This is a genomic window from Flavobacterium sp. YO12 (assembly GCF_004119495.1).
Taxonomy (GTDB): Bacteria; Bacteroidota; Bacteroidia; order Flavobacteriales; family Flavobacteriaceae; genus Flavobacterium.
The window spans coordinates 42,354-59,478 of the sequence record NZ_NRQU01000023.1; the positions used below are offsets into that span (position 1 = coordinate 42,354).

Here is a 17,125-nt window from a genome sequence, read left to right on the forward strand (position 1 = left end):
TTACGATGTAATAAATATCTTTTACTTTGAAAATGAATAAAACAATATCGACTTATTGGAAAATTCAACTAACAGGATGGCTTACAGCATCTTTATACTGGGGATTTCAGGCTTTTTTCAGCGGTAATTTTATCTGGAAAATTGGTGTTGCCGATTTAATACTAGATGTCTCGATTGGCATTGGACTAACACATCTTTACCGAAATTTTGTTTTAAAAAAGAGATGGAATAAATTAAATCTAAAAAAATTAATTCCAAAAATGATAATAGGGGTTTTGATACTTTCTTTGGTATACACCGTTTTGATTGCTGGTAAATTATATCTCGTTCGTCTCTTTATACTAAAGGGCGATCTTTTACCATTTACGGTATTTTTTAAGTCGATGCAATTACAAATTTTTATTACAGGAACCAGGTTAATGTCGATTTGGGTATTAGCGTATCACCTTTATCACTATTCAAGACTTGAATTGCAAACAGTAAAAGAAAACGCTAGACTGTCTATTATTGTAAAAGAAGCACAACTTAATAATTTGAGTGCGCAACTTAATCCGCATTTCTTTTTTAATTCATTAAATAATATAAAATTTTTAGTATTAGAGAATCCACATTTAGCCAGAAGAGCAATTGACCTTTTGTCTGAATTGTTAAGGAATTCTTTAAGCAGTAATGTTGAGAAATTAATTCTTTTAAGTGATGAAATTAATCTTGTTAGAGATTATCTCGAATTAGAAAAAATGCGTTTTGAAGAACGCTTGCAAATCAAAATTGAAGCAAATGAAAAAGAATTAACGCATTTGATTCTGCCTTTTAGTATTCAGTCATTGGTTGAAAACGCTGTTAAACATGGAATTGAAAAAAGAAAAAACGGCGGATTTATAGAAGTAAAAGTAAAAGCTGAATATGATTTAATCAAAATTACGGTTCAAAATTCAGGTAAACTCAGCAAAGAAATAAAGGATTCGGGTATTGGATTAAAGAATCTAAAAGAGCGATTGCTGCTGCAATATAATGGGCAAGCTTTTTTTGAAATTAAAGAGATGCAGGATGAAACAGTTTTGGCAACCATTTTAATACCATCGAAATGAAAAAGATAAAAGTTGTAATAGTTGATGACGAACGTTTGTCGAGAGAAGAACTTAAACGAGCTTTATTATTGTATGAAGATTTTATTCTAATTGGTGAGGCTGAAAATGCGTATGATGCCAAAGATCTGATTGAAAATAAAATGCCTGATTTGATTTTTTTAGATATTAAAATGCCTGAAAAATCTGGATTCGATTTATTAGAATCCTTAGAGAATGTTCCAGAGGTATTATTTATTACAGCCCATAATCAATTTGCAGTACAAGCATTTGAGGTAAATGCATTAGACTATTTGCTGAAGCCCATAAGAGATGAACGTTTTTTGAAAGCAATTGAAAAAATAAGAAATACCATAAGCATGAAATCTGTTTTGAGCAATGCAATAGAACAAGATCGAAGGATTTTTATTAAAGATGGCGAAAAAAGGTTTTTCATTCCATTAGATGAAATTTATTTAATTGAATCTCTAGAGAATTATACGAGACTTTATTTTCAAGATAAAAAAGCGATGCAAAGGCGATCACTCAGACAATGGGAAGAGATGTTGGATGGAACTGTTTTTTTTAGAATAAACAGAACCGAAATTGTAAATATTAAATACATACAACAAGTTAATAGTACAATCGATGGCGGACTTGAAGTAAAACTTAAAACAGGAGAATTATTAAAGGTGTCTAAACGTCAATCTGCAAAATTTAAAAAAAGTAATGGGATTTAATAAAGCTATTCAATGAAAACAATTTTAAATTTTGTATTTCTTATTTTAATAGTATCAAATACATTTTCGCAACAAACCAAGAGAATAAAATCTGAAGATTTAAAAAGTGCTTACAATATTCAAGACAGTGTAATGATTAAAACACGAGATGGCGCTTATATTTCGGCAATAGTTGTTCGGAAAAAAGAAGTTTCTAGTCCAAAACCAGTAATATTTCAATTTACGATTTATGTTAGAGATAAAGGAAGAGACATTAAATCCTTAAAAGAAGCTGTTGATAATGGCTATGTAGGTGTAATTGCCTACACAAGAGGAAAGCGATTTAGTCAAAGTGATATACTTCCTTATGAAAATGACGGCAATGATGCATATGATGTTATTGATTGGATCAGTAAACAAAAATGGTGCAACGGAAGTGTAGGAATGTATGGCGGCAGTTACAACGGATTTACACAATGGGCGGCTTGTAAAAAAATGCATCCAGCACTTAAAACGATAGTTCCGTATGTTGCTAACAGACCCGGAATGGGTTTGCCAATGGAAAACAATGTATTTATAAATCCTAATTATGAATGGTCATTTTATGTTGGTAATAATAAATATTTGGACACAATTGCTGGAAATGACAGGCAGCGTTTTAGAAAAATGCAATGGAAATGGTGGGAAACAGGCGAAGCTTACAAAAAACTAGACAGTCTCGATGGAAGTCCGAATCGACTTTTTCAGCGATGGATTAAGCATCATTCATTTGATGAATATTGGCAAAAAATGGCACCCTATAAAAATGATTTTGCACAAATAAATATTCCCGTATTAGTATTTGATGGTTATTATAATGATTCTCAAAATTCAAGTTTATATTATATAAGAGAACTTCAAAAATACAATTCCAAAACTCCAGTCTATGCAGTTATTGGACCCTACGATCATTTTGGGACTCAGGTTGGAGGTGAAAAAGAATTGTATGATTACAAAGTTGATCCAGTGTCAATAGTCAATATTAAAAAAATAACTTACCAATGGTTTGATTACATTTTGAAAAATGGTTCAAAACCAGAAATACTCAAAGACAAGATTAATTATGAAGTAATGGGTGCAAATGAATGGCGAAGCGCTCCCTCTCTCGATAAGATGGCTAATGGTTTTCTTAAATTGTATTTGTCAGATAGTAAAAGAGGAAAATTCTATTCTTTAAAAGAAAAAAAAGCAGCTCAAAAAAAGTATCTGTACCAAGAAGTTGATTTTGCTGACCGACAAATCCAAAATAATGACTATTATCCAGATCCTATTATCAGAAAAGAAATTGACACAACAAATGGCTTTGCTTTTGTAAGCGAACCGTTGAAAGAGCCGATCTTGATTAATGGTTCGTTTTTAGGCGAAATAAAAGCCAGTATCAATAAGAAAGATATGGATATAGGAGTTACTTTGTATGAAGTAATGCCAAATGGGGAATATTTTCATCTTTCATACTTTTTAGGACGTGCGAGTTATGCTAAAGATATTACTAAAAGAAATTTACTGAAACCAAATGAAATTGAGTCAATTCCTTTTTCAAATACGCATTTAGTAAGCAAACAATTAAGTAAAGGAAGTCGTTTGCTGGTAGTTATTAATGTTAATAAAAATCCGTTTTCTCAATTAAATTATGGATCAGGAAAAGAAGTTAGCTACGAAACAATTCAAGATGCAAAAGAACCATTAAAAGTAAAATGGTACAATGACAGTTTTGTAAAAATTCCAATTTGGAAGTAAAGAAAAAACAAAATCCGAATCTCGATAAAAAGATTCGGATTTTTGTTACGTGATTGTATTTAAATGAATTAACCAGTTTTCTTTGTAGCTATTCCCAATTGGAATTTCGACAGAATTTATTTCAATTTCATTTTTAGAATAAGAGGTTAATTTTTTTGTCTGAATAATGAATGAGCGGTGAACACGAACAAAATCTGGATTTAATAACTTTTCAAAAACAGAAATATTTTGTTTGATGTGATATGACCTGCCATTTTCGAGATGTATTGTTATGTAATCTTTGAGGCTTTCAATAAATAATATTTCATCCAGAATAATTTTAATGTTTTTATTGCCGCTTGTAACAAAAATGTAATTTTCAGTCGTTGAATTACTCTCTTTTTTAGGAGTTTGTAATTGCCTGAATTTTTCAATTGAAGCAAAAAAACGATCAAAAGTAATTGGTTTTAAGAGATAGTCAATTACATTTAATTCATATCCTTCTAACGCATATTCTCGATAAGCAGTAGTGAAAATTACTTTTGGAGGATTTTTCAATTTCTTTAAAAAATCGTTTCCTTTTAATAAAGGCATTTCTATATCTAAAAAAATAAGATCTACAACATTGTTTTCTAAGAAAGTGTAGGCTTTCAGTGCATTTTCGAAAGAATCAATTAGTTCAAAGTTTTCGAAATTTGCTAAATGTGAAGCAATTAATTCTCTTGCTAAAGGTTCATCGTCAACTATAATGCATTTATGTTTCATTTTTTTGAATTTAGTTCAATCACTTTTCTATAGTTTCTCTATTAGTACTTTTGCACAATAAGCTAAATTAAAGAGTAAGGCAGAGTTTTGCAGTATAGTGCGTTTGCGTTTCTCTGATTTCTATTTTATGTTTTTTGGGATACAACAAATCAAGTTGTTTACGAACATTTATTAAACCTATTTTTGACTTGTCAGAAATTGCGGCAAAATCGTTTTGGGGTTTTGTATTCTCAATACTAAAAATAATCTGCTGATTTTTACTTTCTAATTTTAACCGAATTGCAGCTTTTTCTGTTTCATTAACTACACCATGTTTAAAAGCATTTTCGATAAAAGTTAATATAATTAAAGGAGAAATTTTATTACTTTCTTGAATGTCTTTGGTGAACAAAATATCTAATCTGTTTTCGCTGTAGCGAAGTTTTTCCAAAGCAATATAATTCTCAATTAAAGTAATTTCTTTTTCAATAGAAACATAATCGTCATTACATCGATATAATACAAAGTCTAGAATTTCAGATAGTTTAGCAATTACTTCGGGTGCTTTATCGTCTTTTTTTAGTGTTAAAGTGTATAAGTTGTTTAAAGTATTGAATAGGAAATGAGGGTTTAGTTGATTTTTTAACACCTTTAATTCCATTGATTTCTTCTCTTCTTCGAGTTTTAAAAGACGCTGTTGCTTTCTGTTGAAGCTGATAAAGCCTAAAATAATAATTGGATAGGTGATAAAAGAAAACTCTCGTACAATCAATTTTACAGAAGTTAATCTTTGAGGAATGTTCATTTTATGTCCAAGCCAATCATTAAAAAATCCTGGAAATTTTGGTTCTAGATAATAATATTTAAGAATCATCAAAAAAGCAAAAACAATATAGAGCCAGCTTAAAGCAGAAACTATAAAAAGCAGGTATTTCTTTTTGTTAAGCGTCTGGGGAATGATCCAGTAAATTAATCCGTAGCTGGCAGCTGCCTGCGCTAGAATTTTCCAAGTATATACAAACGTAAAATCATAAGTACTGGTGTCATTAGATTTATTTGTAATATAAAAAAATAAGAAGAAAACCCAGTATAAGCAATGAAGAGCAACTCTTTTAAGATCTATTTGTTTAATAAAATTCATAAGATATTTAATTGAGAGCAAGATAGTAAAATATAGAAAAAAGCTTTGTTTAAAGGTGTGAATAATACGTTTTTGCGTTTAAAATGAGGGTTTGAGCATACGAATTCAATAGTTATCAAAAATCGATTATTTGAATGCTGAAGCAGGCTTTTCATTTGTAAGTGAAATTAGATATCTACACTACGATTATATTCGTCTAAAAATAGAAACAATGATCAAATTTATTATTCTGCTAGCAGTAATTTTAAGTAATGCATTAAAATAAAAACCTTTTAACCAAGAAACAAGTAAAACTAAAACAAATGAAAAAAGCAATTAAAACTGCCATTGGGATTCTAATTTTATTCAATGCCTTGAATTTATTTTCACAAGCAAGCAATCAAGAAATTACATATAGTAAGACTTCAAAAGTAATAAAACCAACTTTATTTGCAGATTTGGGAGAAACCTGCCAAACACCTGATGGTATGGCTTTAGATAAAAAAGGCAACTTGTTTTTATCGATTACAAATCCAATTTCATTTGAAAAATTTGGGAGTAAAATTCTAACTTTTGATAAAAATGATAAACCAGTAGTTTGGTTTGATAAATTGCCATTGCACCCAATCACAAAAAAGGTGCATCCGATGGGAATGGAGTTTGGTCCTGATGGTAATTTATACATAATGGATAATCAGTTTTTTGCTGGAAAAGAGAATTTTTCCAGATTGATTAGAATTATTGTAAAAGAAGGAAAACCGTTGAAAGCCGAGGTCTTAGTGGAAGGATTTAATTTTGGAGAAGCTGTAAGATGGTCAAAAAATAGAATTTATATAACAGATGCTTTATTTGAAAATAGAAGAGAAAGCGGAATTTATAGTTTTTCGTTAGATCAATTAAACAAGAAAAATATTGTTCTGGATTCATCAAATAAAAAAGATTACCTGATTGCAACTTTTACCTTAAAACCCGAAGTCACTAAAAATACAATTGGTATTGATGGAATTGCTTTTGATAAAAAAGGAAATTTATATGCAGGAAATTTTGGTGATGGAGTAATAACTAAATTAGAATTCTATAACGATGGAAAAGTAAAATCTCAAAAAGTTGTTTTTGATTCGGATAAATTGAAATGTTGCGACGGCTTTTTTTATGATGAAAAAAGAAATTCCATTTTTATTGCCAATTATGAGAATAACAGTGTACATCAACTCAATTTAAACACGAACACAATTTCTTTAATTTGGGAAAATGACGCCGCCGATGGTTCTGATGGGAAATTGGATAATCCGTGTGAAACTATTATTTATAAAGGAAAATTATTGGTTGTTAATTACGATACTTTCCCAGGAGAAAAAAATAAAGAAGCGGATGCCTTTCATACTATTTCAAGTTTTGATTTAGGGAATTAAAGGTGAAATTATGTCGAAAAACAAAATTTAAACAAATAAAGAAGCCGAATCTTAATGAAAAGATTCGGCTTTTTTATAATCTAAAATTTGAACTCTAAATCAGATTAACCTAAGAAAGGATATCTGTAATCTTCTGGAGTTACAAAAGTTTCTTTGATAGTTCTTGGAGAAGCCCAACGCAATAAGTTCAATGCAGAACCTGCTTTATCGTTAGTTCCAGAAGCTCTTGCTCCACCAAAAGGCTGCATTCCTACAACTGCTCCAGTTGGTTTATCGTTAATATAGAAGTTACCAGCTGCATTTTGCAATTTAGTAGTAGCTACTTCAATAGCATAACGATCTTGGCTGAAAACAGCTCCAGTTAAAGCGTACTCAGAAGTAGTGTCAACTAATTCTAAAGTTTCTTCCCACTTAGCATCTTCGTAAACATAAATTGTGATAACTGGTCCAAATAACTCAGTTTCCATTGTAGTATATTTTGGATTTGTAGTTACGATAACCGTTGGCTCAACAAAGTATCCAACTGATTTATCGTAATTTCCACCAACGATGATTTCTGCGTCAGCATCTTTTTTTGCTTGGTCAATATAACTTGCTAATTTATCAAAAGAACCTTCGTGGATAACTGCAGTAATAAAGTTTCCAAAATCTTCTGGAGAACCCATTTTCATAGATTTTACATCAGCAATTAATTGTTCTTTTACAGCCGGCCATAAACTTTGCGGGATATAAGCTCTTGAAGCTGCAGAACATTTTTGACCTTGAAATTCAAATGCTCCACGAGTAATTCCTGTAACTACTTGTTTTACGTTTGCGCTTGGGTGAGCAATGATAAAATCTTTACCACCAGTTTCTCCAACGATTCTTGGGTAAGTTTTGTAATTATGGATGTTTGCACCAATTTTTGCCCAAATATCTTTAAATACGTGAGTTGAACCTGTAAAGTGAACACCTGCAAAATCGCGGCTTGCTAAAACAGTATCAGTAATCATTAAAGCATCTCCAAAAACTACATTGATAACTCCATCAGGAACTCCAGCTTCTTTGAAAACTTCAAGAATAATTTTTGTAGAGAATACTTGGCTGTCACTTGGTTTCCAAACCACAACGTTACCCATCATTGCAGCACTTGCAGGAAGGTTTGCAGCAATAGCAGTAAAGTTAAAAGGAGTAATTGCGTAAACAAATCCTTCAAGAGGTCTGTATTCTAAACGGTTCCAAACAGAAGAATCTGATTTTGGCTGATCGTTATAAATTTGAGTCATGAATTCTACGTTGTAACGTAAAAAGTCAATTAATTCGCAAGAAGCATCAATTTCTGCTTGGTGAATATTTTTAGATTGACCAATCATAGTAGCAGCATTAATGCGTGCTCTGTATGGCCCTGCGATAAGTTCAGCAGCTTTTAAGAAAATAGCAGCACGTTGTTCCCATGCCATGTTTGCCCATGCTGTTCTTGATTCAAGAGCATTTGCAATTGCTTTTTCGATATGTTGTTTTTCAGCTAAATGATATTTTCCAACGATATGTTTGTGATCATGAGGAGCTGTAATGTTTCTAGTGTTTCCAGTTTTGATTTCTTCACTTCCAATATATAAAGGAACATCAATTTGAGAGTTCCACATTGTAGTGTAAGCCGCCTGAACAGCTGCTTTTTCTGGAGAGTTAGGTGCGTAGCCTTTTACGGGTTCGTTTACCGCTTTTGGTACATGAAAGAATCCTTTTAGCATGTTATTTAAAATTAGATAATTAGACAATTTGCAGGTTAGATGATTTGATTGTTACGAATAATCTAACGTCGCACAAAAGTACAAAGGATAAATTAATAATTTGATAAATTTATGATTTAGATAACGATAAAAAGAAGACAGCCTTTAAACTATGATTTAGTTTAAAGCAAAAGGAGCACACATTCTAAAAGTAGGTACAATAACCTTGAATGTTTTTGTTGTAGTAAAATTGATCATATTAAAATGACCTTTCATAGCACCATATGGCGATGATAATAAACAGCCTGAACTATAAGTGTGATTTTCTCCCGGTTTTAAAACTGGTTTTTTACCAATTACACCTTCACCGTCAACAACTTCCAAATCATTTAGAGAGTCAAAAATTTCCCAATGACGAGATGTTAACTGAACAGAATCTTTACTATGATTTTCGATTGTAACTACGTAACTAAAAGCAAAGTGAATTTTGTAGTTTTTGAAGTAAGTTCCTTCAAAACTAGTCAAAACAGATATTTTTATGCCTCTTGTAATTTGAGAAACCATACTAACGTAGTAAATATGTGTATATTATATATGCAAATCTACAAAAAAAAATCTTTTGTCCTAAAACCTTAACAATGTTTTAATTTACGATATTTATTGAGTTTGCATTTCCTTTTCCTATAACTCTTTGATAACGATCTATGCTTTCTTTATAGTAAACCAAAATTGTATATTCGTTTTCTGTTTGATAAAAATTGCCATCAATAGCATTTTCATTATCGATGTTTCCTTTTTTATCAGCTACCGTATATTGAAAATTAGTAAAACCTTGTTTTATCATTACAGCCTTTTCATAAATGCCTTTTTCCGTATTATAATCCATTTTGTATTCTGGTGATAAACTGTAATTATTAAACATTCCTGTTATATAAATATCTTTGTTAAGTCTAAAGGCAGGAGCCGAAAGCGAAAAGTAAACCCACGCATAATCAGCTTCAATATCGTTATTTGATCCGTTAATGTTTTTAACTACAAAATTACCGTTAACGTCTTGGTATAAAGTATAGATCTGATTGCCTCGAGCGCGATTCGTGTACAAATATGAATTGTAAACATCGTTGCTGGTTCCCACTTTTCCAACATTATTATTGGCAGCTCGAATGTCTTTGTTTTCAAAATATAAAAATTCATTCCCGCCCCAAAACTGAGTTTCAGCATCGTATTTGTAAACAAGTTGATTTCCAATTGTATATTGTGGTGGAACATTTTTTATTGCAGTATTAAAATTTCCGTTTTGCAATAAAAGAACTTTTACATTTTGTGTCGGCGTTTGAAAAACAATATCATTTGAAACTATTGCAAAATCAAGATTCTGTTTAAAATCAATGTTGCTGAGGTTACGGCTTCTTTTTACTTGAGCTGCAACGGTACAATGATTCTCAAACAAAATAAACTTTCTTGCAAGTACAACTTCTTTATCTTCATTTAAAATTTTTAAAATGTAGTTTCCAGAAATTCGCAGCTGCGTAGTAAACTGATTAGGAAACGGAAGTCTATAATGTGAATATATTTGAAGCGTATTAAAAGAATTAGAATAATCAGTTATTCGCTGACCATCAAAACCACGTAAAAAATCTGTTTTTGGAATGTCTGACGGAATCCAATTGTAATCGCAATGAGTAATTTCGAAGTAATAATTGGCTTCGCTTCCAAATAAATCATCAAATTGAAATTCAAATGTTGATCCTAATTCAAAAATAGGAACAACATTACTGCCATTTTGTACAAACGAAACAGTTTTGATATTGTAAGGCGGATCAATTTCTTTTTGAACATTTTGGGCTTTCGCCAAAGTGAAAATTAGAATAAAAAATAAGCTTGTATATAAAAATTTTGGCATCTTATTACGTTGTAAGATTGTAAATATAACAATTTTATGTAACGAAAAATAGACTGTTTTATTGGTTTAACGTATTAAGAATTTAAAATGTACTCTAAATTAGCTTCGATTTCGTCATTGATATAACTTTCTTCTAAAAGCGAATCAGATAACAGTTTTTTGTTTTCCTGCAGTTTGATTATTTTTTCTTCAACCGTATTTTTCGAAATAAATCGTATAACATTGACTTTGTTAAGTTGTCCAATTCGATGCGCGCGGCCAACTCCTTGTTTTTCAGCAAAAGGATTCCACCACGGATCTAAAAATAAAACATAAGAAGCTTTGGTAATATTCAATCCAACGCCGCCGGCTTTTAGTGATATAAAAAACAACAAAGGATTTTCTTTTTCCTGAAACAGTTTTACCTGCTGTTCTCTTTTATGAGCAGGAGTTTCGCCCGTAATTTCGCAATACTCTATTTTGTTTTCCTTACACCAATCAGTGTAGAAACTTAGATTAGTAACAAATGAACTAAAAATGATCGCCTTTTGTTTTCCTTTTACTAAAGTTTCTAAATAATTTGTAACGGCGATATATTTTCCAGAATCGATTTCTGAATCTTGATCTACCATTTTTGGGTGATTACTTAATTGTCGCAGCTTCATCAACGTATTGATAATACTGATTTTATCAGGACTAGAACCATCCGTTTTAAGTAAAAAATTACGCGCTTTTGATTTTTCTTTTTCGTATAATTTCTCCTGTTCAGGATCCATAGTACAGTAATAAATCTGCTCCGATAACTCAGGTAAATCTTTTAAAACCTGTTCTTTAGTTCTTCTTAGAATATAAGGCTGAACAAGATTTTTTAGTTCAAACAAAATATTTTCATCTTGTTTTTTTTCTATCGGAATTTTAAAATTGGCGGCAAAGAAATTGTAACTGCCCAAAATATCTGGATTTATAAATTGCATCTGCGACCATAAATCGTCCAAAGAGTTTTCAATTGGAGTACCGCTCAAGGCAATTTTGTGAGCCGTGTCAATTTTATTTATAGCTTTAAAAATCTTAGAATCTTTGTTTTTTATGTATTGACTTTCGTCTAAAATCAAATAACGGAAATCATACTTTTCTAAAATCGATATATCACGATGAATAATGCTGTAGCTCGTAAAAATTAAATCAGTTGAAGCTAGTCTGCTCGCTAATTGCTTTCGATCATTACCCACATATTGCATTTTTGAAAAGTGCGGAGTAAATTTTGCAGATTCGTTATACCAGTTAAAAACCAATGAAGAAGGTAAAACAATCAAAGCTTTAAGCGGTTCTCTTTCTATCGTAGTTTCATTAGCAAACAAATCAAAATTTGTCGTTTTTGTTGTAAAACCTAATTGTTCCTGAACGGCAACAAGAACAGCGAGCGTTTGCAAAGTTTTTCCAAGTCCCATATCATCCGCAAGACAAGCGCCTAAATTGGAGTTGTGATGACCTAAAAGCCATTTTACGCCGTCAATTTGATAAGGTCTTAAAGTTGCTTTCAGTAACTCAGAAGAGGTATATTCAGCTTTTTGAATAACTTCATTTTTGATTTCTGTAATGGTGTCTAAGGCTGCAAAATTGCTTTTTCGCAAAAGCAGATTTCCATTTTCTGTTTTAGCTAGTTTTGCCAGCGAACTGTATTTGCTGAACCATTCTAACGGAATCAAAAAATAGTTTCCGTCAGGCAGTAAAAAGAGTCTTTCTTTGCTTTTTATATTGGGAATAATTTCACTGAAATTGATCGTATACGACCCAATCGTGATGATTATTTTAATGTCAAACCAGTCTCCAGCGGTTTCTTTTGATGTTAAAACGGAATGGTTTTCGGTAATAATTTCTTTGCTTTCTAGTTTTAGATTTTCAATTGTAAAACCCAAACTTTCAAGTTCTTCTTTGTGATCAATAATGAATTGAATATTGAGATAAGGATCTGGAGTTTCTACTGCGGCATTTAATCCAAATAATTCGTTTTTGATTTTTATTAAACCAATTTCAAGCAGTTTTTCTGTATATAAAGTTTCATCAGAACTTCGTTTAAACTGAATAATTTTAGGTTCGCCTGCAGCGTTGAAATCTACAAATGAATGTGTTTTTTTTGTTTTACCTGAATCAAATGTATAACCATTGTAGTCAAAATAAAGGTTGAGGTAATAACAGTTTTTAAAGAAATCATAAACGGGCTGAATCGTATAGGAAATAATCTTGTCACGATTTTCAACCTCAAAACCAGTTGCTTCTATGTCAATTTTTTTAGCTATTTCAGGAATGAAATTTTTGAAAAAATTATCGACTAATTTTGAAGGTATTTCTATAGATTTTTTAGTTAAAAAGGGCTGTAACTTTTTAGTGTTAAGATCTTTCAGCTGTCCTAATTTTTTATTGATAATCAGCCAGCCCGGTTCATTTAAAAGAATATCAATTTTACTGTTCATCGGTAGAAAAACAGTTTCATTTTCTTTTAAAGAAAGGGTATAAGTGATTCCTTCAGAATGTTTGTCGAACTGAATCAGCGGTTCAAAATGCAGCGGATTTACATCAACTCTGGAACGATAAAAATCCTTCTCAGGTCCAATGTCAATAGACAGCGGAAATTGTTCTTTTGCAATTAGATTATAAAATGAACTTAAATTAAAGTTTAAATATTGACGAATAGCAAAATCAATTTTGGAATCTTTTTGCAAATCAGCAATGGTTTTTGCCGATTTTACTTTTGCACTGAATTTTTTAAAAATGAACTCCAATTTTAAAGATTCGCAGGCAGTCAATATTTTTTTTGTGTTAGAATCCAAGCTTTCAAATGCGATTCCAAAACTTTCAAGTACTTCAGCGCTTGCTTTTTTGTTTAAGTATTTAATTTCATCAGTGTTCTCAACAATGTATGCGGTCGGGATGTGAGTGTTTAGGTTTTTTTCAAAACTGATGTCAAAACAAAATTGATATGATTTTGCAGGTTCCAAGATTTAAGATTTGGTTTGATTTGATAAGGCGTATAAAAATTAAAAAGTTTTCAAATTATCGCTATTTTGAAAACTTTTTAAATGAACTTATGTTACTATATTGGGGGAAAAATTAGTTCTCTGGTTTAAAGCAAAGCGGGATGATTTCTCCTTTTGCTAAACAATATTTTTCTACCAGTTCTGGTGCAATTTTATTAGTATAATCTTCTTCAATTACAATAAAGCCAATACTTCTTAATTTGTCGAAATAATCACGTCCGTAAATGCGAACATGATCGTATTGTCCAAAAATTCTAGCACGTTCTTTTTGATCTGTAATCGAATCATCAGCAAACGTAACTTCACGAGATAAATCTTGCGGAATTTGAAGAATCGCCATTCCGCCAGGTTTTAAAACTCTAAATAATTCCTGCATTGCTTTTGTGTCGTCTGGAATATGTTCTAAAACGTGATTACATAAAATCACATCGTATTCGTTGTCTTTGAAAGGTAAATTGCAGATATCTGCTTTTACATCTGCCAAAGGCGAAAACAAATCGGTTGTTGTATAATCAAGATTTTTCTGCTTACGGAAAAGTTTATAGAAAGCTTGTTCCGGAGCAAAATGAAGTACTTTTTTAGGTGCTGTAAAAAAATCAGTTTGGTCATTTAAGTACAACCAAAGCAAACGGTGTCTCTCTAACGAAAGTGTACTTGGTGAAAGTACATTATTACGCTGTTTTCCATATCCGTAAGGCAAAAACGATTTGAAACTTTTTCCGTCAATAGGATCAGTAAATTTGCTTCCTTTCAGCGATAAAGCTAAAATTGGACGTGCCACGTAACTCAAACGAATTAATATCGGTCTTGGAATAGTATTTAAAACTAATTTGAAAAGTTTTTTCACAGTTAAATAAATTTGAACACGAATTTCACAAATTGACACGGATTAGTGTTATGGTGAAATTTCACGAACTTTTAATTTGGGTTAAAGTATTATTCTTTTGTATTTGAGGCTGTCTTCGCCAAAATTGACTAGCAGACCTAATTTGTTTTTTGATGCAGCTAAATAATTTAAGGTCTGCTTAATTTCACTTGTTGTTAAAGCTGCGATTGCTTTGAGTTCTAAAATAATTTCATCGAAAATAACAAAGTCTGCAAAATAATAACTAGGTAATATGATGTCTTTGTATGTAATATTATATTTTAATTCACGATTATAAGGAATCTCGTTTCGTTGAAACTCATATTCTAAAGCATCACCATAAACCTTTTCACTGTGTCCTTTTCCTAAAATTTTATGGACTTCCATACAGATTCCAATAATTTTATAAGACTCATCCTTTAAATATAATTCACTCATCATTCATCAATCCTTTTTTTCTGTGAAATTTCGACAAAGTATATTTCGTGCTAATTTGTGAAATCCGTGTTATAAAACAAGCGGCACTTTTCTAAATTCATCTTCTTCATTGCTTTTGATTCCTAAAGCTTTGTAGATGTATTGAAAAGTAGATAATAATTCAGGTTTACCATCAACTAGTGCTACGTCATGTTCGAAATGTGCACTTGCTTTTCCATCTGCAGTTGTAATGGTCCAGCCGTCCTTATGTTGCTTAATGTTTCTGGTTCCAAGGTTAATCATTGGTTCAATTGCAACTACCATTCCTTCAACGAATAGTTTTCCGCGTCCGCGTTTTCCATAGTTTGGCATTTCTGGTTCTTCGTGCATTTTTTGCCCAACACCGTGTCCAACTAGTTCACGAACAACTCCGTAACCATGTGCTTCTGTGTATTTTTGAATCGCATTTCCAACATCTTCAACGCGATTTCCTGCTTTAAATTCTCTAATTCCAACATAAAGAGATTCCTTAGTTACCTGCAAAAGTTTTTTAACTTCCGGTGCAACTTCTCCAATTTCGAAACTATACGCATGATCTCCGTGATATCCATTTTTAAATGCTCCGCAATCTACCGAAATGACATCACCGCTTTTTAGAGGAGTGTTATTTGGAATTCCGTGAACAACCTGAGAATTTGGACTCATACAAAGTGAATTAGGAAAATCATATAATCCTAAAAAGCTTGGAACGGCACCGTGATCACGGATAAATTCTTCGGCTAATTTGTCAAGATATAATGTTGTAACTCCTTCTTTAATTTCAGAAGCAATCATTCCTAATGTTTTTGATACGATTAAAGCACTTTCGCGCATTAATTCAATTTCCTCTCTAGTTTTTTGGATAATCATATTTTTCCCATTTTCAGTTCGCAAAAGTACAATTTTATATTATTTTTTTCGCCACGAATTTTACGAATTCACACTAATTCAAACGAAGTAAATTGTAATTCGTGCTAATTTGTAAAATTTGTGACAGACTTTTTTAATTCAATATCCCAGAAAAAGCCCTAAATTAGTAGTAAAATGTCAATAATCATGGAAATTTCGACTGATCAGGATATTACAAAAGTAAAAGCATTAAAGAAAATGAAGAGAAATGCTTTGTTGCTTTTGGGTATTGCCGTTTTGCTGTTTGTAGTGGCAATTTATTTTAAAATCCCAATGCTTCAGGCGTTCAGCGAGGCAGCGATGGTTGGCGGAATTGCCGATTGGTTTGCAGTTGTGGCTTTGTTTCGTCATCCGCTGGGAATACCAATTTGGCATACTGCTATTATACCGACGAAGAAAAACGAGATTGGAGAAAATCTTGGAAATTTTGTTTCAGAAGAATTTCTAAATCGTGAAAAACTGGAAATTAAATTGGATGAGTTCAATTTTGCAGCAAAAGCATCAGATTGGCTTTCACAGCAGGAAAATGCAGATAAAATTGCAAATGTTGTTGCCATAAATATTATTCCTGGAGTTTTAAGAACGATAAAAGATGAGGATGTAAAGCGATTTATTCAAGTTCAATTTGCGGCAAAACTTGAAGGGATTAATTTTGGAGATTGGGTGGCTTTGGCTTTGGAGCCTTTACAAAAAGGAAATGTAAAAGATCAATTATTGACGAATCTTTTGACGGTTATGAGTGAGGAACTGACAAATAATAAAGACTTGATTCGGAAAAAAGTAAAAGCATCAACTCCTTTTTTGAGTTTTGGTCTTGCTGATAAAAGTATTACAGAAGGTGTTTTTAATGGATTGCAGGATTTCTTGAACGAAGCCAAAAATCCAGGAAGTGCGGTACGAATTAAAATTGATGAATACGTTTATAATTTTTTAGAAAAGGTAAAAAATTCTGAAGAAATGAGAGTTAAGATCAATAATATGATTTTAAGTTTTGTTGGAAAAAAAGAAGTTCAAGACTATATCAATGGAATTTGGGATGAAATAAAACTCTCGATTTCTAATGATTTAAATAAAGGGGAAGATTCGTCTATTAAAAATAGTATCGCTGGATTAATTCAAAGTTTTGGAAATGGAATAAAGGAAGATTCGCATATGATTGATAAGATCAATAATTTTATTAAAAATGATCTTTTGTCTGTTCTTTTGAATAATAAAAAAGTTATAGGCGATTTGATCTCTTCGACCGTAAAAAGCTGGGATGGAAAAGAGGTTTCTGAAAAACTAGAATTAGAAATTGGTAAAGATCTTCAATATATAAGAATCAATGGGACTTTGGTTGGAGGACTTATCGGTCTTGTAATTTATGCTGTCGAATGGACGTACCATTATTTTATAGTTTAACCATATAGTGATATAAGTTCATTTAAAAAAATAGCGCAAAAGCTAGTAACTTAA

14 protein-coding genes are annotated in these 17,125 nt (G+C 31.5%); 5 read left to right on the plus strand and 9 right to left on the minus strand.

Annotated features, from left to right (window positions below; all coding sequences use genetic code 11):
* Positions 1–32 precede the first annotated feature (32 nt).
* Genes BOW55_RS09670 through BOW55_RS09680 form a run of 3 tightly spaced genes read left to right on the plus strand, consistent with a single transcriptional unit; the run spans position 33 to position 3,559 of the window.
* On the plus strand, positions 33–1,088 hold the full coding sequence (locus tag BOW55_RS09670; RefSeq protein WP_206733602.1) for a sensor histidine kinase: 1,056 nt from the start codon (positions 33–35) through the stop codon (positions 1,086–1,088).
* Positions 1,085–1,804, plus strand: coding sequence for a LytTR family DNA-binding domain-containing protein (locus BOW55_RS09675; RefSeq protein ID WP_129023951.1), 720 nt, complete (start codon positions 1,085–1,087; stop codon positions 1,802–1,804). The genes BOW55_RS09670 and BOW55_RS09675 overlap by 4 nt, the downstream gene beginning before the upstream one ends.
* Before the next feature lie 12 nt (positions 1,805–1,816).
* Positions 1,817–3,559 (plus strand): CocE/NonD family hydrolase, encoded by a 1,743-nt coding sequence (locus tag BOW55_RS09680; RefSeq protein WP_129023952.1) that lies wholly within the window; start codon positions 1,817–1,819, stop codon positions 3,557–3,559.
* A 45-nt stretch (positions 3,560–3,604) separates the two neighbouring features.
* On the opposite strand, the gene BOW55_RS09685 is transcribed toward BOW55_RS09680, so the two are convergent.
* On the minus strand, positions 3,605–4,303 hold the full coding sequence (locus tag BOW55_RS09685; protein WP_129023953.1) for a LytTR family DNA-binding domain-containing protein: 699 nt from the start codon (positions 4,301–4,303) through the stop codon (positions 3,605–3,607).
* A gap of 67 nt (positions 4,304–4,370) precedes the next feature.
* Positions 4,371–5,423: a sensor histidine kinase gene (locus tag BOW55_RS09690; RefSeq protein ID WP_129023954.1), complete on the minus strand. Its 1,053-nt coding sequence runs from the start codon at positions 5,421–5,423 to the stop codon at positions 4,371–4,373.
* A 302-nt stretch (positions 5,424–5,725) separates the two neighbouring features.
* On the opposite strand from BOW55_RS09690, the gene BOW55_RS09695 reads away from it, so the two are divergent.
* The gene (locus BOW55_RS09695) at positions 5,726–6,814 is read left to right on the plus strand and encodes a hypothetical protein (RefSeq protein ID WP_129023955.1); all 1,089 of its coding nucleotides are present in this window, start codon (positions 5,726–5,728) and stop codon (positions 6,812–6,814) included.
* Between the two features lie 104 nt (positions 6,815–6,918).
* Here BOW55_RS09695 and pruA read toward each other — a convergent pair whose 3' ends face one another.
* The 7 genes from pruA to map all read right to left on the minus strand — a co-directional run bounded on the left by pruA (position 6,919) and on the right by map (position 15,631).
* Entirely contained in the window at positions 6,919–8,544 is a 1,626-nt protein-coding gene (gene pruA, locus BOW55_RS09700) for an L-glutamate gamma-semialdehyde dehydrogenase (RefSeq protein WP_129023956.1), read from the minus strand.
* A 156-nt stretch (positions 8,545–8,700) separates the two neighbouring features.
* The gene (apaG, locus tag BOW55_RS09705; RefSeq protein WP_008467225.1) at positions 8,701–9,087 is read right to left on the minus strand and encodes a Co2+/Mg2+ efflux protein ApaG; all 387 of its coding nucleotides are present in this window, start codon (positions 9,085–9,087) and stop codon (positions 8,701–8,703) included.
* 79 nt (positions 9,088–9,166) lie between these two features.
* Positions 9,167–10,426 carry a DUF5103 domain-containing protein gene (locus BOW55_RS09710; protein ID WP_129023957.1) on the minus strand — a complete coding sequence of 420 codons (1,260 nt, stop codon included), beginning with the start codon at positions 10,424–10,426 and terminating at the stop codon, positions 9,167–9,169.
* 74 nt (positions 10,427–10,500) lie between these two features.
* On the minus strand, positions 10,501–13,401 hold the full coding sequence (locus BOW55_RS09715; RefSeq protein WP_129023958.1) for a DEAD/DEAH box helicase: 2,901 nt from the start codon (positions 13,399–13,401) through the stop codon (positions 10,501–10,503).
* A gap of 112 nt (positions 13,402–13,513) precedes the next feature.
* Entirely contained in the window at positions 13,514–14,287 is a 774-nt protein-coding gene (locus tag BOW55_RS09720; protein WP_129023959.1) for a class I SAM-dependent methyltransferase, read from the minus strand.
* Positions 14,288–14,368: 81 nt separating this feature from the next.
* Positions 14,369–14,743 carry a GxxExxY protein gene (locus BOW55_RS09725; protein WP_129023971.1) on the minus strand — a complete coding sequence of 125 codons (375 nt, stop codon included), beginning with the start codon at positions 14,741–14,743 and terminating at the stop codon, positions 14,369–14,371.
* A 69-nt stretch (positions 14,744–14,812) separates the two neighbouring features.
* Positions 14,813–15,631, minus strand: coding sequence for a type I methionyl aminopeptidase (gene map / locus BOW55_RS09730; protein ID WP_129023960.1), 819 nt, complete (start codon positions 15,629–15,631; stop codon positions 14,813–14,815).
* Between the two features lie 174 nt (positions 15,632–15,805).
* On the opposite strand from map, the gene BOW55_RS09735 reads away from it, so the two are divergent.
* Complete coding sequence (locus BOW55_RS09735; RefSeq protein ID WP_241686525.1) at positions 15,806–17,071, plus strand: DUF445 domain-containing protein; 1,266 nt, start codon at positions 15,806–15,808, stop codon at positions 17,069–17,071.
* Positions 17,072–17,125: the final 54 nt, after the last annotated feature.

Coding starts and splice junctions, on each gene's coding strand:
- BOW55_RS09670 (WP_206733602.1), top strand. CDS start 33: ATGAATAAAACAATATCGACTTATTGGAAAATTCAACTAACAGGATGG.
- BOW55_RS09675 (WP_129023951.1), top strand. CDS start 1,085: ATGAAAAAGATAAAAGTTGTAATAGTTGATGACGAACGTTTGTCGAGA.
- BOW55_RS09680 (WP_129023952.1), top strand. CDS start 1,817: ATGAAAACAATTTTAAATTTTGTATTTCTTATTTTAATAGTATCAAAT.
- BOW55_RS09685 (WP_129023953.1), bottom strand. CDS start 4,303: ATGAAACATAAATGCATTATAGTTGACGATGAACCTTTAGCAAGAGAA.
- BOW55_RS09690 (WP_129023954.1), bottom strand. CDS start 5,423: ATGAATTTTATTAAACAAATAGATCTTAAAAGAGTTGCTCTTCATTGC.
- BOW55_RS09695 (WP_129023955.1), top strand. CDS start 5,726: ATGAAAAAAGCAATTAAAACTGCCATTGGGATTCTAATTTTATTCAAT.
- pruA (WP_129023956.1), bottom strand. CDS start 8,544: ATGCTAAAAGGATTCTTTCATGTACCAAAAGCGGTAAACGAACCCGTA.
- apaG (WP_008467225.1), bottom strand. CDS start 9,087: ATGGTTTCTCAAATTACAAGAGGCATAAAAATATCTGTTTTGACTAGT.
- BOW55_RS09710 (WP_129023957.1), bottom strand. CDS start 10,426: ATGCCAAAATTTTTATATACAAGCTTATTTTTTATTCTAATTTTCACT.
- BOW55_RS09725 (WP_129023971.1), bottom strand. CDS start 14,743: ATGAGTGAATTATATTTAAAGGATGAGTCTTATAAAATTATTGGAATC.
- map (WP_129023960.1), bottom strand. CDS start 15,631: ATGATTATCCAAAAAACTAGAGAGGAAATTGAATTAATGCGCGAAAGT.
- BOW55_RS09735 (WP_241686525.1), top strand. CDS start 15,806: ATGTCAATAATCATGGAAATTTCGACTGATCAGGATATTACAAAAGTA.